Source organism: Falsiroseomonas frigidaquae (assembly GCF_012163145.1).
In the GTDB taxonomy this organism is placed as follows: domain Bacteria; phylum Pseudomonadota; class Alphaproteobacteria; order Acetobacterales; family Acetobacteraceae; genus Falsiroseomonas; species Falsiroseomonas frigidaquae.
Genome location: NZ_JAAVTX010000006.1, coordinates 136,516 through 152,161, shown reverse-complemented (window position 1 = coordinate 152,161; position 15,646 = coordinate 136,516). Strand labels below are relative to the sequence as shown.

15 protein-coding genes are annotated in these 15,646 nt (G+C 69.5%); 6 read left to right on the top strand and 9 right to left on the bottom strand.

Going from position 1 to position 15,646, the window contains the following annotated elements:
* Positions 1-47: 47 nt before the first annotated feature.
* Both HB662_RS20295 and HB662_RS20290 read right to left on the bottom strand, forming a co-directional pair.
* Entirely contained in the window at positions 48-464 is a 417-nt protein-coding gene (locus HB662_RS20295; protein WP_168052162.1) for a CopG family transcriptional regulator, read from the bottom strand.
* 112 nt (positions 465-576) lie between these two features.
* Positions 577-888: a phasin family protein gene (locus HB662_RS20290; RefSeq protein ID WP_168052160.1), complete on the bottom strand. Its 312-nt coding sequence runs from the start codon at positions 886-888 to the stop codon at positions 577-579.
* A 150-nt stretch (positions 889-1,038) separates the two neighbouring features.
* On the opposite strand from HB662_RS20290, the gene HB662_RS20285 reads away from it, so the two are divergent.
* The 4 genes from HB662_RS20285 to HB662_RS20270 are packed head-to-tail and all read left to right on the top strand — an operon-like array spanning position 1,039 to position 6,608.
* Positions 1,039-2,418 carry a bifunctional enoyl-CoA hydratase/phosphate acetyltransferase gene (locus tag HB662_RS20285; protein ID WP_168052158.1) on the top strand — a complete coding sequence of 460 codons (1,380 nt, stop codon included), beginning with the start codon at positions 1,039-1,041 and terminating at the stop codon, positions 2,416-2,418.
* Positions 2,415-3,599: an acetate/propionate family kinase gene (locus tag HB662_RS20280; protein ID WP_168052156.1), complete on the top strand. Its 1,185-nt coding sequence runs from the start codon at positions 2,415-2,417 to the stop codon at positions 3,597-3,599. The genes HB662_RS20285 and HB662_RS20280 overlap by 4 nt, the downstream gene beginning before the upstream one ends.
* A 34-nt stretch (positions 3,600-3,633) precedes the next feature.
* Entirely contained in the window at positions 3,634-5,256 is a 1,623-nt protein-coding gene (locus HB662_RS20275) for an ABC-F family ATP-binding cassette domain-containing protein (protein WP_168052154.1), read from the top strand.
* Entirely contained in the window at positions 5,253-6,608 is a 1,356-nt protein-coding gene (locus HB662_RS20270) for a hypothetical protein (protein ID WP_168052152.1), read from the top strand. Before HB662_RS20275 ends, HB662_RS20270 begins: the two co-directional genes overlap by 4 nt.
* A gap of 123 nt (positions 6,609-6,731) precedes the next feature.
* Here HB662_RS20270 and HB662_RS20265 read toward each other — a convergent pair whose 3' ends face one another.
* Positions 6,732-8,420 carry a methyl-accepting chemotaxis protein gene (locus HB662_RS20265; RefSeq protein WP_168052150.1) on the bottom strand — a complete coding sequence of 563 codons (1,689 nt, stop codon included), beginning with the start codon at positions 8,418-8,420 and terminating at the stop codon, positions 6,732-6,734.
* Positions 8,421-8,579: 159 nt separating this feature from the next.
* Complete coding sequence (locus tag HB662_RS20260; RefSeq protein ID WP_209443395.1) at positions 8,580-9,107, bottom strand: hypothetical protein; 528 nt, start codon at positions 9,105-9,107, stop codon at positions 8,580-8,582.
* 328 nt (positions 9,108-9,435) lie between these two features.
* Here HB662_RS20260 and HB662_RS20255 point away from each other — a divergent pair, with 328 nt between their 5' ends.
* The gene (locus tag HB662_RS20255) at positions 9,436-10,401 is read left to right on the top strand and encodes an AraC family transcriptional regulator (RefSeq protein WP_168052148.1); all 966 of its coding nucleotides are present in this window, start codon (positions 9,436-9,438) and stop codon (positions 10,399-10,401) included.
* 329 nt (positions 10,402-10,730) lie between these two features.
* Positions 10,731-11,273 carry a fasciclin domain-containing protein gene (locus tag HB662_RS20250; protein WP_168052146.1) on the top strand — a complete coding sequence of 181 codons (543 nt, stop codon included), beginning with the start codon at positions 10,731-10,733 and terminating at the stop codon, positions 11,271-11,273.
* A gap of 45 nt (positions 11,274-11,318) precedes the next feature.
* Here HB662_RS20250 and HB662_RS20245 read toward each other — a convergent pair whose 3' ends face one another.
* From HB662_RS20245 to HB662_RS20225, 5 genes are all read right to left on the bottom strand, one after another.
* Positions 11,319-11,942, bottom strand: coding sequence for a response regulator (locus tag HB662_RS20245; protein WP_168052144.1), 624 nt, complete (start codon positions 11,940-11,942; stop codon positions 11,319-11,321).
* Positions 11,939-13,297, bottom strand: a complete 1,359-nt coding sequence (locus tag HB662_RS20240) for a sensor histidine kinase (protein WP_168052142.1) — start codon at positions 13,295-13,297, stop codon at positions 11,939-11,941. Before HB662_RS20240 ends, HB662_RS20245 begins: the two co-directional genes overlap by 4 nt.
* On the bottom strand, positions 13,287-13,655 hold the full coding sequence (locus HB662_RS20235; protein WP_168052140.1) for a response regulator: 369 nt from the start codon (positions 13,653-13,655) through the stop codon (positions 13,287-13,289). The genes HB662_RS20240 and HB662_RS20235 overlap by 11 nt, the downstream gene beginning before the upstream one ends.
* Positions 13,656-13,658: 3 nt before the next feature.
* Entirely contained in the window at positions 13,659-14,996 is a 1,338-nt protein-coding gene (locus tag HB662_RS20230) for a sensor histidine kinase (protein ID WP_168052138.1), read from the bottom strand.
* A 214-nt stretch (positions 14,997-15,210) separates the two neighbouring features.
* The gene (locus HB662_RS20225; RefSeq protein WP_168052136.1) at positions 15,211-15,636 is read right to left on the bottom strand and encodes an OsmC family peroxiredoxin; all 426 of its coding nucleotides are present in this window, start codon (positions 15,634-15,636) and stop codon (positions 15,211-15,213) included.
* Positions 15,637-15,646 lie beyond the last annotated feature (10 nt).

Sequence of the window (15,646 nt, the reverse complement as noted above, 5' to 3'; positions counted from 1 at the left end):
GCATCATGCGGTGCATTGGTTGGGGATCTTCCAGGAATATTCGGGTGTCAGGCGGTGCGGTCGGCCAGCGCCGCGCGCACCGCGGGGCTCGCCTGCAACGCGCCAAGTACGGAGACGGAGCCAATCGTGGCGCGCGCCAGTTCGGGCGTGACATCGGCAGCGATGCTGGCGAGGCCGAGCACGCGGATATCCAGCATCCGGCCCTCCGCCTGCGCGGCTTCCAGATCCTGCCGGGAGATGTGGCGAAGGCCGAGGTCCAGGCTGCGCCGGCGCACGGATTGCCGTGCCGCCTCCGCGTGCCGTTCGACCTGGTTGCGGATGGCGGTGCGGATGAAGTCCGTGCGGTTCGAGTAGAAGCCGTCCTGCACCAGCAGGTCTATATGGCCCAGATCGACATAGCCGAGGTTGATGGTGATCTTCTCGCTGTCACCAGCGGGCCGCAGGGGCCGGGGGGAATCGCTCATGCCATCCGTTCACCATCCAGGTGGATGGTAGATGGCTGGCATCCACTCCCTCTTCAAGCGTAGCCCGGTCACGGGCGCGGCATCGCCGCCGCGCCCGGGGCGCCGTGTTAGGTCAGGCTGCCGGCGGCTGCGGCGTGGCGGGCTCCTGCAGGATCTTCCAGGACCGGCCGGCCTCGCTGGAATAGGCCTCCATGGCATTCTGCAGGAACGAGGCCTGCCGGCTCATCAGGTCGGTCGGGTTCTGGCAATCGGCGAGGCCCTGCAGGAAGCTCGCCTGGGCCTGCAGGCGCTGCGCCATGAAGCGCATCATCTCCCCATACAGCTTGACGGGCGTGTCCAGCTTCGCCTGATTCCAGTCGAGCGGGTTGAGAAGCGGGCTGGCCGAGTTGGGCTTCTCTGCGGTGGCGGCGTGGCGGTTCGACATGGTCGGTCCCCTTTGCTGCGGAAATCGCACCGGAGGGTTACCGCCCTGCTTTCGTCGCAAGCTTGATCTGCCGCAACGCGCCGCGCCGGATGGGCTGCTAGGCGAGCACAGGCGCGTGATCGCGCGGCCGGCGTCACCGCAGTGAGGACCATGGACCAGGACCTGCTTCGCAACCGCACCTTCGAGGAGATGCGGGCCGGCGACACCGCCAGCCTGGTCCGCATCGTCGGCCGGGACGATATCGAGCTGTTCGCCAGCGTCTCCGGCGATGTGAACCCGGCGCATCTCGATGCCGCCTTCGCCGCCACCGGGCGCTTCGGGCATGTGGTCGCGCATGGCATGTGGACGGCGGCGCTGATCTCGGCCGTGCTCGGCACCCGACTGCCGGGGCCCGGTACCATCTACCTCGACCAGTCGCTGCGCTTCCTCAAGCCGGTGGCACCGGGGGACACCATCACCGCAACGGTCACGGTGCGGGAGAAGCAGGCCGACCGCCGCACGGTGCGCCTGGCCACCGCATGCACCAACCAGAGGGGCGAGGAGGTCCTGGCAGGGGAGGCGCTGGTGCTGGCGCCGGATCGCAGCATCGCCTGGCCGCGCACCCGGCTGCCGGATATCGCGCTGCGCCGGCACGACCGCACCGACGCCTTCCTCCAGCGCGCCCGCAGCGGCCCGCCTTTGCGCGCCGCCATCGTGCATCCCTGTTCCACCGCCGCCATCCTTGCCGCCATCGAGGTGCGCGAGGAGGGGCTGCTCGACCCCATCCTGGTCGGGCCGGAAGCCAAGATCCGCGCGGCGGCGGCGGAGGCGCAGGTCTCCCTGCAGGGCTTCACCATCGAGCCGGTCCCGCACAGCCACGCCGCGGCGGCGCGTGCGGTGGAACTGGCGGCCAGCGGGCGCGTCGCGGTGCTCGCCAAGGGCAGCCTGCACAGCGACGAGCTGATCGGCGCCGTGGTGGCGCGGGATTCGGGCCTGCGGACGGAGCGGCGCATCAGCCATGTCTACGCGATGGACGTGCCGGCCTATGCCAAGCCGCTGCTCATCACCGATGCCGCCATCAACATCCTGCCGACGCTGACGCACAAGCGGGACATCTGCCAGAACGCCATCGACATGTTACGCAAGCTGGGCATGGCGGAGCCACTGGTTGCCGTGCTGGCGGCGGTGGAGACGGTGAACCCGGCGATGCCGTCTACCCTCGATGCCGCGGCACTGACGGTGATGGCGGCGCGTGGGCAGATCACCGGCGCCCGGGTGGATGGGCCGCTGGCCTTCGACAATGCAATCAGCCCGGATGCGGCGCGCAGCAAGGGCATTGTCTCCCCGGTCGCGGGCCAGGCGGATATACTGCTGGTGCCGGATCTGGAAGCGGGGAACATGCTGGCGAAGCAGCTCATCTACCTCGCGGGTGCCACGGCGGCGGGGCTGGTGCTGGGCGCGCGGGTGCCGATCATCCTCACCAGCCGGGCGGATTCACTGGCCTCCCGCATCGCCTCCGCCGCACTGGCGAAGCTGGTCGCCACGGCATGACCCAGCCGCTGCTGCTGACGCTGAATGCGGGGTCCTCCTCGGTCAAGATCGGCATCTTCACGGCGGGGGCGGCGCGGCTGGCCAGCGGCGTGATCGATTTCCGCAAGCCGCCGCTGCGGCTGCACCTGCATGAAGGCCCGGCGGAGTTGGATGTCGCCCTGCACGCGGCGCCGGAGGATGCGGCGGCGGTATTGGCGGAGACCTTTGACTGGCTGGCGCGGCATTTCCAGATCGATCGCCTAGTCGCCATCGGCCATCGCGTGGTGCATGGCGGCGCCGGTTTCGCCGGGCCGGTGCGGCTGGATGACGCGGCGATCGCGACGATCGCGGCCTTGACGCCGAATGCGCCGCTGCACCAGCCGCAGAGCCTGCGGCTGATCCGTGCCGTGGCCGCGCTGCGGCCCGATGTGGTGCAGATCGCATCCTTCGACACCGCCTTCCATCGTACGCAGTCCGACCTCGTCAGCCGCTTCGCCATTCCGCGCGCGCTGCATGATACGGGCATCCGGCGCTACGGCTTCCATGGCCTGTCCTACGCCTCCATCGCCGCCAGCATGGCGCGGGATGTGCCGGCGCTGGCGGCGGGGCGCGTGGTGGTGGCGCATCTGGGCAGCGGGGCCAGCCTGTGCGCGCTGGAGGGCGGGCATAGCCGGGACAGCAGCATGGGCTTCTCCACCCTGGACGGCATTCCCATGGCGACCCGCTGCGGCGCGCTGGACCCGGGCGTGCTGCTGCACCTGCTGGGGCCGGGCGAGCAGAGCCTCGGGCAGGTGGAGGATCTGCTGTACCACCGCAGCGGTCTGCTCGGTGTCTCGGGCATCAGCGCCGACAGCCGCGTGCTGCTGGACAGCGATGCGCCGGAGGCGCGCGAGGCGATCGCGCTGTTCACCTTCCGCATCGCCGGCGAGGTGGCGCGGCTGGCGGCGACGCTGGGCGGGCTGGATGCGCTGGTCTTCACCGCCGGCATCGGGGAGAACCAGCCGCGCATCCGCGCCGCCGTCTGCGAGCGCCTGGCCTGGCTGGGCCTGGCGCTGGACCCGGCCGCGAACGAGGCCAATGCGCCGCGGATCAGCACGTCGGCCAGCCGCATCGCCGCGCTGGTGATCCGCACGGATGAGGAAAGGGTGGTGGCGGAGGAGGCGCTGGCAGTGCTCGCCGCAGGGGGTGTGGGCGTGTCATAAGCCCCGCGAAACCGCACCAAGCCCACAGCATCCCATGATTCGTCTAGACAGCATCAGCAAGCAGAACGGCCTCCAGCTTCTGTTCATCGAGGCCTCGGCCGCGCTCCAGCGCGGCGAGAAGATCGGCCTGGTCGGCCCGAACGGGGCCGGCAAGACTACCCTGTTCCGCATGATCACCGGCCAGGAACCGCCCGATGAGGGGCTGGTGCTGGTCGATCGCGGCGTCTCCATCGGCTTCTTCAGCCAGGATGTCGGCGAGATGGCCGGCCGCAGCGCGGTGGCGGAGGTGATGGACGGCGCCGGCGATGTCAGCACCGTCGCCGCCGAGCTCCGCGAGCTGGAGGCCGCCATGGCGGACCCCGACAAGGCCGATGAGCTGGATGCCATCATCGAGCGCTTCGGCGAGGTGCAGGCCCGCTTCGACGACCTCGGCGGCTACGCCCTGGATGGCAAGGCGCGGGAGGTGCTCGCCGGCCTGTCCTTCACGCCGGAGATGATGGATGGCGATGTCGGCGCGCTGTCCGGCGGCTGGAAGATGCGCGTGGCACTTGCCCGCATCCTGCTGATGCGGCCGGACGTGATGCTGCTGGACGAGCCGAGCAACCACCTGGACCTCGAAAGCCTGATCTGGCTGGAGACCTTCCTGCGCGGCTATGACGGCGCGCTGCTGATGACCTCGCACGACCGCGAATTCATGAACCGCATCATCAACAAGGTGATCGAGATCGATGGCGGGTCGCTGACCAGCTATTCCGGCAATTACGAATTCTACGAACAGCAGCGCGCGATGGCGGAGAAGCAGCAGCAGGCGCAGTTCGAGCGCCAGCAGGCGATGCTGGCCAAGGAGATCAAGTTCATCGAGCGCTTCAAGGCCCGCGCCAGCCACGCGGCGCAGGTGCAGAGCCGGGTGAAGAAGCTCGACAAGATCGAGCGCGTGGAACCGCCGAAGCGCCGCCAGACCGTGTCCTTCGAATTCCTGCCGGCGCCGCGATCGGGCGATGACGTCGTGCAGATGCGCGGCGTGCACAAGCGCTATGGCAACCGCGTGATCTATGAAGGCCTGGATTTCCTGCTGCGGCGGCGGGAACGCTGCTGCGTGCTCGGCGTGAACGGCGCCGGCAAATCCACCCTGCTGAAGCTGGCCACCGGCACCACAGCGCCGGACACCGGAACGGTGAATGTCGGCGGCAGCGTGAAGATGGGTTACTTCGCCCAGCACGCCATGGAACTGCTCGACGGCGACCGCACCGTGTTCGAGGCGCTGGAGGATGAATTCCCCCGCGCCAGCCAGGGCCAGCTCCGCTCGCTGGCCGGCTGCTTCGGCTTCTCCGGCGACGAGGTGGACAAGAAGTGCCGCGTGCTGTCGGGTGGCGAGAAGGCGCGGCTGGTGATGGCGCGCATGCTGTTTGACCCGCCCAACCTGCTGGTGCTGGACGAGCCGACCAACCACCTGGACATCGCGACCAAGGAAATGCTCATCACCGCGCTGTCGCAGTATGAGGGCACCATGCTGTTCGTCTCGCATGACCGGCACTTCCTCGCCGCGCTGTCGAACCGGGTGCTGGAGCTGACGCCGGAGGGCGTGCATCTGTATGGCGGCGGCTACACTGAATACGTTGCGCGCACCGGACAGGAAGCGCCGGGGTTGCACGCATGACGGGACCTGATTCGGGCCTGGTGGAGGATGCCACCTGGCTGGCGCGGGACGTGGCCGATGGGCTGCACGCGGTGCTCCTCACCCATTATCCCGATGCCGAGACGCTGGACACGCTGCGCCCCGGCGAGACGGACCTGGCCACTGCCAACGCCATCATCCGCGCCGTGGCCGAGGTGATGGCGCGGGAAGGGGTCGAGATCCTGCTCCAGCGCGCCGATCGCGGCGCCTTCCGCCGCTGGCTCGCCACGCGGGAGGATACGCCGGCGCAGCGCCGCGCCTGGGTGGACCGGGAACGCGTACTGCGCGGCGCCGATGCCTGGCGCGCGCTCGGCCTGCCGGTGCCGCCGGCCGAGCCGCCACCGGAGTTTCCGGCGCCGCCCGGACCGGTCGCGGAGGATCTGCTGGTCGCCTATGCGGATCGCGAGGACGGCGAGTTCGAGACGCTGGTGAACGACCTGCTGGCCTGCGGACGCAGCGATGTCCTGGAGCTCGCGCTGCGCAAGATGGGCGACCGGCACAGCGAGGAAAACCTTGCGGAACTGCATGCCGACCTGCTCGCCATCGCCGCGGCGGCCGAGACGAGGCCTTCCGGCTGGGCGGAACTGGTCGCGCTGCCGGTGGCACTGACCACCGGCGCCGCCCCCGATGCCGTGGCCATCGCCGAAAGCCTGCTCGCCTCCGGCGGGCTGGACCCGCAGGAGCAACTGCGCTTCCTGCCGGGCTGGCGCTCGCCCGAGGATATCGATGCGCTTTCGCCGCCGGCGATGCGCCGCATCCTGCTCGACCTGGTGGCGGGGCGGGAGCCGCAGGACCTGCCGCCGGGCGATACGGATGATCTGGTGCAGCGCGGCTTCGGCGTGCTGGTCGGGCTGCGGACCGACTGGAACCTGACCATCTGGGACGAGATCGTGGCCGCAGGCGGGCTGCCGGAGGACGAGGACGAGGACGAGGCGGATGAGACGCCCGAGGCGCGCGCCCGGGCCCGGGCGATCGAAGCCTGGCGCGGCCGCGTCGTTGCCGAGACCGGCGGCAGCGTGCCGCTCGACTTGGTGCCCCTGGGTGAGGCCGGCGACGTGATCGCCGCCTTCCTGGACGAGGCGACCGGCCAGGTGGAAGGCCTCGACCAGATCCGCGGCTTCCTGGCCGAAGCGGCTCGGGCCGCGGAAGGCGAGGAAGTGGTCTGCCGGCCGGAAATCATCGGCGACGAGCTGGAACTGGCCGCCTACACGGCAGCGGGACGCTTCCTCGGCGCCCTGACCCTGCAGCCGGCGCAACTGCCGGCACCGGCGGAGTCCATGCTCGGCCTGATCGGCGGCTGGGTCCGCCTGGTGAAGGACGCGCCGGGCCGCTGACGGGTGAGGTGACGGGCCGGAATTTCCGGTAGCGCGGCCAACGGCCACATGCGCCGGACGCCGCACCTCCCACTCCTGCGTCCCGTGCATGTGATCCGGCACGGGGCGCCCGCGCCGGCCTGATCACGCCGACTGCACATCCCGAAGGAAACTGCCGACCTCGCGCCGCATGTTCTCGGATTGATGTGCGACCTCACTGGCCGCCGTGCGGACGTCGTTCGCCGCCAGTCCCGTCTCCCGCGTCGCGCGCCCGACCTGACCGATCGTATCCGTAACCTGGCTGGTGCCGCTCGCCGCTTCCTGGACGTTGCGGGCGATTTCGCGCGTCGCCGCACCTTGCTGCTCCACTGCGGCGGCGATGGCGGCGGAGATATGATTCACGTTGTTGATGATGTCGCTGATGCTGCTGATGGCGAGCACGGCCTGCTCCGTGGCGGACTGGATGCTGCCGATCTGCGATGCCACCTCTTCCGTGGCCCGTGCCGTCTGGCTCGCCAAAGTCTTCACCTCCGAGGCAACCACCGCAAAGCCCTTGCCGGCTTCTCCGGCACGCGCGGCCTCGATCGTCGCGTTCAGGGCAAGCAGATTGGTCTGCTTGGCAATATCGCCGATCAGCTGCACCACCTCGCCGATGCGACGGGCTCCCTCGGCCAGTTCGCGGACCGTATTGTCGGTGCTCCGAGCGGCAGAAACCGCCTGGTTCGTGACCTCCGTCGACTGCGCCACCTGGCGGGTGATCTCCTGGACGGAGACCGAAAGCTCCTCGGCCGCCGCGGCGACCGTCTGCACGTTGCTGTTCGCCTGTTCGGCTGCGTCGGCCACTTCCTCGGCCTGGGTCGATGTACGGGCCGCAATGGCGGTCATGGACCCTGCCGTCGCATCCAGTTCCGTCGCAGCGGAGGACAGGGCGCCGATCATCTCGCCTGCACGGCCGTCGAAATTCTGCGTCAGCAGCGCCAGACGCTCGGCCCGCCGCGCCTTTTCCACTTGCTCGGCCGCCTGTGCCGCGGCCGACGCATCCCCCTGCTGAAGTCCCGTCCGGCACTCGTCGATGGCGCGTGCCAGATCACCGATCTCATCCTGGCGCGCCAGGCAAGGCAGATCGAATGCATAGTCGCGCGCGGCGAGCTGCCGTGTCACGCCGGCAAGACGAACAATGCGCTTGCCAACCACGGCGTTGAGCCACTGCGCGGCCATGGCGCAGATCAGGATGGCAGCCAAGGTCGCCCCGCCGAGGAGCCACAGAGAGGTGTTGTAGGTCGCCTCCGCCTCGTCTGCCGCGGCACTTGCCATCTGGCTTGCCAGCTCCAGAAGTGAGGAGATGGTGGCGCGGAGCCGCAGGGAGGTCTGCATCATCTCGCCGTTGAAGAAGCGGGCCGCCGCATTCACGTCGCCGGAGGCAACGATGGCGGCAAGCCTTCCTTCGAGCGCGAGATTGGCCTGCCATTCCCTTTCGATGAGGTCGAGCAGGCGAAAGCCCTCCGCGGAAGTCACATAGGTCCGGACCTTGGCCTGCTGCTCCGTGAACATGGTGCGCGCCGAGGCCAGACGCTGCGCGGCGCTGGCACGCACGCCTTCGTCGTCGCTCATCAGCGAATTGGCCTGGCTCAACCGGAAGCGCACCGCGGCCTCATTCAGCCGGCCCAGAGCCTCGGTCTCTGGCACCCATCGCCGGCCGAGTTGGCGGGCGTCGTCGCGAATGCCTCCCAGCTCGATGACGGCCGCGATCCCCATCGCAATCATGACGAGCAGAAGGGCGCCGAAGGCGACGGCGAACTTGGATCTCATCCGGAGATCGGACAGCTGGCGCATGGGGGGCTCGGGACCTTTTGGGGGCGCGCCGATAAGCCGGCCCGCACACTTCCAATTTCGCTCTGAGGTTGTTGAAATTGCGTTACCGTCCGTTTCTGGGCACGACGGTTCGACGGTGGCCTTGTCTGTGTAACCGGGAGTGTTCCAGGTTCAGCGCGCCTAGGACGCAGGACCGCGCCTCGGCAGCGGTCCGACGATGCGGGGGCTTCGAGCCGGCCCAGCGGTGCTCAGGATCCTGAAGCCAAGCCCGATGAACCCAGCCAGCAGCGCGAGCTGAGCCAGGACGAATGGCCCCTCGGACTGGGTGGGAGCAAGATCCCGAAGCGCCGGCACCTTGCTGAAGGCCTGCGCGAGCGCAACGAAAAGCAGCCAGTACTGGCTTACCACCAGGCCAATCAGCTCGGCCCTGCGCCAGCGTGCGGAGGTCGCGGACCATTGCTGGGCGGCCACCACCATCACCAGCGTCAGCAGCGCCAGCGCGCCCACGACGTGGGAGGGCAGCAGCACGTTGAATGGAAACAGGAACCCCGTGGCGCTGGTCAGGAAGGCCGTCACCAGGAAGGCAATCCGCCACACCGGCGCTGGCCGCCGCCGCAGCAACCCGGCGAGGACGATGAAGCCAATGGCCGGTGCCACCAGGCTGATCGCGGTGTGCAGGGGGATGAGGATGTCGAGATCGAGCAGCATTTGAACCTCCCGGATCTGCGCTCCTGCCTGCCCGCCATCCGGGCTGCTCGGCTGCGAGATGTCGCGGAAGTCTGCGCTTCGGCTACGCGGTGCGATTGTCCCGGATGATCGCCGTTTGCCCAATCCTGCCGGCCCTGTCTCGCATGGGGCTGGGCTGCCGGAACCCTGCGCCCTGCATGGAAGCGGGCTCGGCGCCATGGGCGGGTATCGGCCCTGTGTAAAGGCGGCGCCGCACCGGCGCGCCCGGCCTTTACATCGATTAACTCGCGCGGGGCGGAGCCGATGGGGAGGATCGGCGCAACAGACACCCCCTGCTGCGGAGCGCCCCATGATCCAGTCCTCGACCCTTCGCCCGACCTCCGCCTCACGTCATGCGATGCAGCAGGAGCCGGCGTTGCTCGCCTGGCGGCGCCCGATACGGCCCGAGTACATCGGCGGGACCGTGCTGCGTCAGACCCAGCGCAGCTGGAGCAGCCTCAGCGCGGCCGTGACGGAAGTGCGCGGCGACCAGCAGATGAAGATCGGGCTGCAGGCCGACTGCACCCAGCTCTCCATCATGCTGGAGGAAGTCGGCGGGCGGACGGCGATGCGGATCGGCTCCGTCCAACCCTCCGCTCCGGACGGCAGGAGGTTGCCGATGTCCCTGATTCCGCCGCGGCTCGGCGCAAGCGGCGAGGCTCATGGCCTGCGCTACATGCGTCACCTGGTCGTGCAGTTCGACGGCGAGACCCTGGCCGGCATGCAGGACGAGGCGATCGACCTGCAGGCTGCCCTGGCACCCCGGGCCATGTTCTCCTGTCCCCGGCTGCTCGGCCTGGCGCGGCTTTTCGCCGGCGAGTGTGACAGCGGCGAGCCGTCCAACCTGCTGTATGGCGATGGCCTGTCAGTCGCATTGCTGCAGGGGCTGACCCAGCTGGATCGCGCAAGGCCGGCGCAGGATGAGCAGGGGCGCCTTGCGCCGTGGCAGTTGCGCCGGGCCATCGAATGCCTGGAGGACAAGCTGGCGCAGAATGTGCCGTTGCAGGAACTCGCGACCCTGACCCGGCTATCGGTTTCCTACTTCTGCAGGGCCTTCAAGACTTCCACCGGCCTGCCGCCGCACCAGTGGCAGCTGCGCGCCCGCATCGAGAAGGCCAAGGAGATGCTGCTCGATGACCGCGACCCGATCGCCCAGATCGCACTTGCGGTGGGCTTCGCCGACCAGGCGCACATGACCAGGACCTTCAGCCGCGTCGTCGGGACCAGCCCGGCCGCCTGGCAGCGCCCGCGCCGGGTGGCACGCAGCTTCGCCTGAAATCTCGCAACAGCGGAGATCATCGCGGCCGCGGGACCGGAAGGTCCCGCGGCCGCACTGCATTCCGGCCGAGCCTGTCGCCTGGCGCGCCGCATGGATCACGCTCCGTCGTGCCGGGACCGCCTGCGGCGACGGCGGATTTCGACAAACACGGTGGCCGGCTTCAATCGAATGCCTCCGCCAGGCCTCAGTATATGCGGGCGATGTGCTTCCCTTGGCGCAGGTTACGGCAACAGCCAGAACCCAGTCATCCGGTGGAACATGGCGACCCGATACGATCGCGCTGGCGCTCCGCCATCGCCCCCAACCCGAGACGGAAGGTGTTCCCCATGAAGTTTCCGCAGCTGATCCAGCGCGCCGCCCTCATTGCCGGCGTTGCCATCGTCACCGGCCTCGGCGGCAATGCGGCGCAGGCGCAAAGCCGCAACTGCATCGACACCCTGGCCGGCATGCCCGACGCCTCTCGCTTCGTCGACGTGGTCAGCCGCAGCCACCTGGTCGAGGATCTGCGCCAGGTTGGCCCCTTCACCCTTTTCGTGCCGACCAATGCGGCGGTGTCGGAGGTCACGCCGGCGCTGATCAACGTCCTGTTCCCGATGGGCGCGTCGGGCGAAGGCGGCACCGCCGACCCGATCCTGGCCCCGGCCGCGATCAACGCGCATATCCTGGAGGGGCGCTACACCTCCGCGGCGCTGGAGCCGGGGCTGACCATGCCGGCGCGTACCCGTGCGGGCAACACGATCGAGGTGGCCAACCTGGGCGGCAAGGTGACGCTGCGCGCCACCAACGGGGCGGTCGCCAATGTGGTGCGCGGCGACATCCCGTGCTCGAACGGCGTCATCCACATGATCGACCGCTCGCTGGTCCGCTGAGACCTCGCATCTCCGCCACGTGGCCCGTTGGCCGCGTGGCGGGGCTCAATCCGCAACTGGCGGCCCGGCATCGAGCAGCGCCGCCAGGCGCACCAGGTCAGCTAGCGACTTCGCCTCCATCTTCCGCATGGCGGAGGCGCGGTGGATCTTCACGGTGATCTCGCTGAGCCCGAGCTTGTGGGCGACCTGCTTGTTCATGCAGCCGGCCGCCACCAGGGCCATCACCTCCCGCTCCCGCACCGAGAGGCTGGCATGGCGCAGGCGCAGCGCGAGGAGGTCCTGTTGCGCGGCCCGGCGGATCCGGTCCCGGGCCACCGCCAGTTCCACCGCGTCCAGCATCTCATGGTCGCGGAACGGCTTGGCGAGAAAATCCACGGCGCCCGCCCTCATCGCACGCACCGACATCGGGATGTCGCCGTGCCCGGTCATCAGGATCGCGGGCAGGCCGATCCCCAGGCCAAGCAGCCGCTCCTGCAGGTCGAGCCCGCTCATGTCCGGCAGCTTGACATCAAGCACGATGCAGCCCGGGCGGTCCGGCCTCGGCGCGGCCAGGAACTCGCGGCCGGACGCATAGGCCTGCACATCCATCCCGGCCGAGCGGAACAGCCCGAGCAGTGCCGTGCGAAGCGCCGCATCATCCTCGACCAGATGGATCAGCGCCTCGGTCACGGCGCCGCATGCCCCGCTGCCGGCAGCGTGAATTGCAGCACCGCGCCGCCACCTGGCGCATTGCTCGCCCAGATGCGCCCGCCATGCGCCTCCACACAGGCACGGCAGATCGCGAGCCCGACGCCAATGCCGCCCTCCCTGCTCGTGAAGAAGGGATCGAAGACCCGCTCCAGCTGATCCGGCCCGATGCCGGTCCCGCTATCCGCAACGGTGATGCAGACGAGATCCGCCTTCCGCGCCGCCTGCACCCGGACCTGCCGTGGGCACGGCACGCCCTCCATCGCCTGCACCGCGTTTGCCAGAAGGTTGGTCAGGATCTGGCGAAGCCGCGACGGGTCGGCCAGCACCGCCGGGGTGCCCGGATTGACGTTGATCACCAGCTCCGTGCCGGTGGCGACCAGCTCGCGCTCCAGCAGCTGTGCCGCATCGCGAACCGCGGCTGCAAGGTCCAGGGCCTCCGGCTCGTGCGAAGCATGGCTCAGCAGAAGCCGCGTCCGGTCGACGACATCGCGGGCCCGCAGCGCATTCTCGACCACGGCGCCGATCGCCGCCTCCGCTTCGGCCAGTTCGGGCCGCGTCCGGCGCAGCCAGCGCAGCGCGGCATCGGCGTTGGTGACGACGGCGGCCAGCGGGTTCTTCACTTCATGCGCGATCGACGCGGTAACGACGCCGACGGTGGCCGCATGCGCGGCCCGCGTCAGCTCGCGCTCGACCTGGGCGAGCCGCGCCTGATCGGCCTTGTAGTCCGTAATATCGACGACGCCGACCACGATGGTGGAGTAGCCGGCAGGATCGCGCGGCAGCAATGCGGTCACGAGGCAGTCGCGCTGGCTGCCATCGGCCCGGCGGATCCGGCTCTCGGCGCGATACAGCCGGTCGCCGCGCGCCATGGCGAGAATCCAGCTCCTGACCGTCTGCTCCGAGGCCGGTACCACATCCACCAGGCGTCCCAGCAGCAGTCGCTTCTCCGTCACCCCCATCAGGTCGAGCGTCGCATCGTTGACGTCGGTGATCCGGATCGAGTGATGCAGGCGGTGCAGCAATCCGGGCTCCGTGGCCAGCTGGTCCTCGACATCCAGCCCGGCCCTGCGCAGCGCCGCCAATGCGCCGCCGACCTCGGCCCAGTCCTCGATCCAGATGGATATGCCGGCGCTGTTCGGATCCGGCGCGACGGCAGCGCTGGGCTGCACCGGAAGGAAATGCGTCGCGGCGAGGAGACCTAGCCCGGCCGCAAGGACCCAGCCGCCCGCGGTGGCGGACCCGCCGAGCAGCAGTCCGACCGGCGCGGTCACCCCGGCCAGGAGTGGGATGGCCCGGCGCAGGCGCATGGCGGCGCCCGCGGGGTCAGCCGGCATGTCCTGTCGCCTCCCGCAGGCATTGCGCGATCGTCTCGGCAGCGAATGGCTTGCTGAGAAAATGGCGTGCCCCCGCGGCCACCGCCTGTTCCCGGATTGCCGCCTCCGGAAAGGCGGTGATGATGATCACCGGCAGTTCGGGTCGGCTGCGGCGCACCGCGCGCTGCAGTTCCAGGCCGTTCATCCCGGGCATCTGCACGTCGGTGACGAGGCAATCCACCTCGTCGCCATCGGCCAGGAAGGCCTCGGCGCTGGCGAACAGGCGTACCCGGTAGTCGAGCGACCGCAGCAGCCGGGACAGCGCCGTGCGGATGGCAGCATCGTCGTCCACCACGGCGATGATCGGACCTCCTGCCACGCCCTATGCCCCCTGTGCCGGCAGGCTGAATTGGAAGGTCGTGCCCGCGCCGGGCGTACTGGCAACGCCCATCCTGCCGCCATGCGCCTCGACGCAGTTGCGGCAGATCGCGAGGCCCATGCCCATGCCGCCCGGCTTCGTGGAGTAGAACGGGTCGAAGACCCGCGGCAGGATCTCCGGCGCGATTCCCACGCCGCGATCATGCACCGCCAGCCGCATGCTTTCGTCGTCCTTGCGCAGCGTGACGGTCAGGTCGCGCGGGCCCGGCATGTCCTGCATCGCCTGTGCACCGTTGAGCAGCAGGTTGACCACCACCTGCTGGATCTGGATCGGATCGGCCACGATGTGGGGAAGGTCCTCATCTGCATCGAAGTGAACGGAGGCGCCGAGGTCGCGCAGTTCCCGCTCGACCAGCAGCATGGCGTTCCTGACCGTCTCGGCGAGATCGATCGGGCCGCCGCGGCGCGGGGAATTGCTGAGGAAGGCACGGGTGCGGGCGACCACGTCGCGCGCGCGCGTGGCATCGGCGATGACGTCGGCGGCGGCCGCCTCGGCCTCCGCCAGGTCGGGCTGCGGACGGCGCAGCCAGCGCAGGCAGGCTTCCGCATTGGTGACGATGGCGGAAAGCGGCGAGTTCACCTCATGCGCGATGCCGGCCGTCAACGCGCCGATCGTGCTGATGCGCGCGGCCCGCGCCACTTCCGTCTCCGCCGCCACCAGCCTGGCCTGCGCCGCCTTGAAGGAGGTGATGTCGATGGAGGTGACGATGATGTCGCGGAATCCGTCGATGCTGTCGGGCAATGCCGCGACGAACAGCGTATCCAGCACGCTGCCGTCCGGGCGCGTGATGTGTGCCTCGGACCGGTAGAAGGGCGCGTCATTGGCGAAGGCGATGATCCACTGGATGAACGTGTTGTCCGTATCGGGCAGGATCCGGTCGAGCGTGCCGAGGAACGCCTGCTTTCCCGGCGCGCCCATCATCTGCACCGTGAAGGCGTTCACATCCCGGATGACGACCTGCTGGCGCAGCCGGCGCGCCTCGTCCGGATGCGCGGTGAAATGCGCCTGCATGTCGTGGATGCCGGCCTGCTTCAGCGCGATGATCGCGTGCCCGACTGCGGTCCAATCCTCCCGCCACATCGAAATGCCGGCCCGCTCGAAAACCGCATGGCTGCGCGCCTCGCTCTCGGCCTGCCGGTCGGCAAGGCGCAGCGCCAAGGTCGCACCCCCGGCAAGGCAGCCCAGCCCGATGATCGCAAGCAGGGCCGCCATCCAGGACGGCGGGAGCGTCGCCGCAGCGGTCAGCGCCACGCCGCCCGCCAAGGATGGCGCAACCAGCATCGCCACGCTGCCAGCGCGGCGGAGCAGGGACGGAGCATCTGCACCCGGACTGCCCACTGCCCAGCGCGGCAATCCATCGGCAGGGCGCTGAGGCGGCGGCGCTTCGAGGGCCTGGTCGACCGGCCAACGGGAGAAGACCTGTTTCACGAGCCGGCCTGCATGACGGCGAACCCCCCATTGCGTCCGGCGTAGCACCCAGCATTGTGCGGGCCGTTCAGCCGAGCAACGTCGCCTCCAGGCTGGTTTCCACCCGGCACAGCCGCGCGACCGGGCAGGCGGCCTGGGCGCGCGATGCGAGGGCCTGGAACGCCGCATCCTGCAGATGCGGGACGCGTGCCTCCAGAGTCAGGCGCAGGGCGGTGATGGTGAAGCTGCCGGAGGCGGGCGCCAGCGTCACCTCGACGCTGGTATCCATCCGCGCGGCGACAAAGCCCGCATCGTCCAGCAGGGCGGCCAGCGTCAGGGAGAAGCTGCTGGCATGGGCGGCCGCGAGCAATTCTTCCGGATTGGTGCGCAACCCGCGCCGGTCGCGGCTGGCCGCGCTGAAGGGGTGGTTGACCATGGCGCCGCTTCGCATCGAAAGGCTGCCCATGCCGTTCTCGATCCCGCCCCGCCATACCGCGGTTGCGAAAGTCCTCATCAGGCGCCCC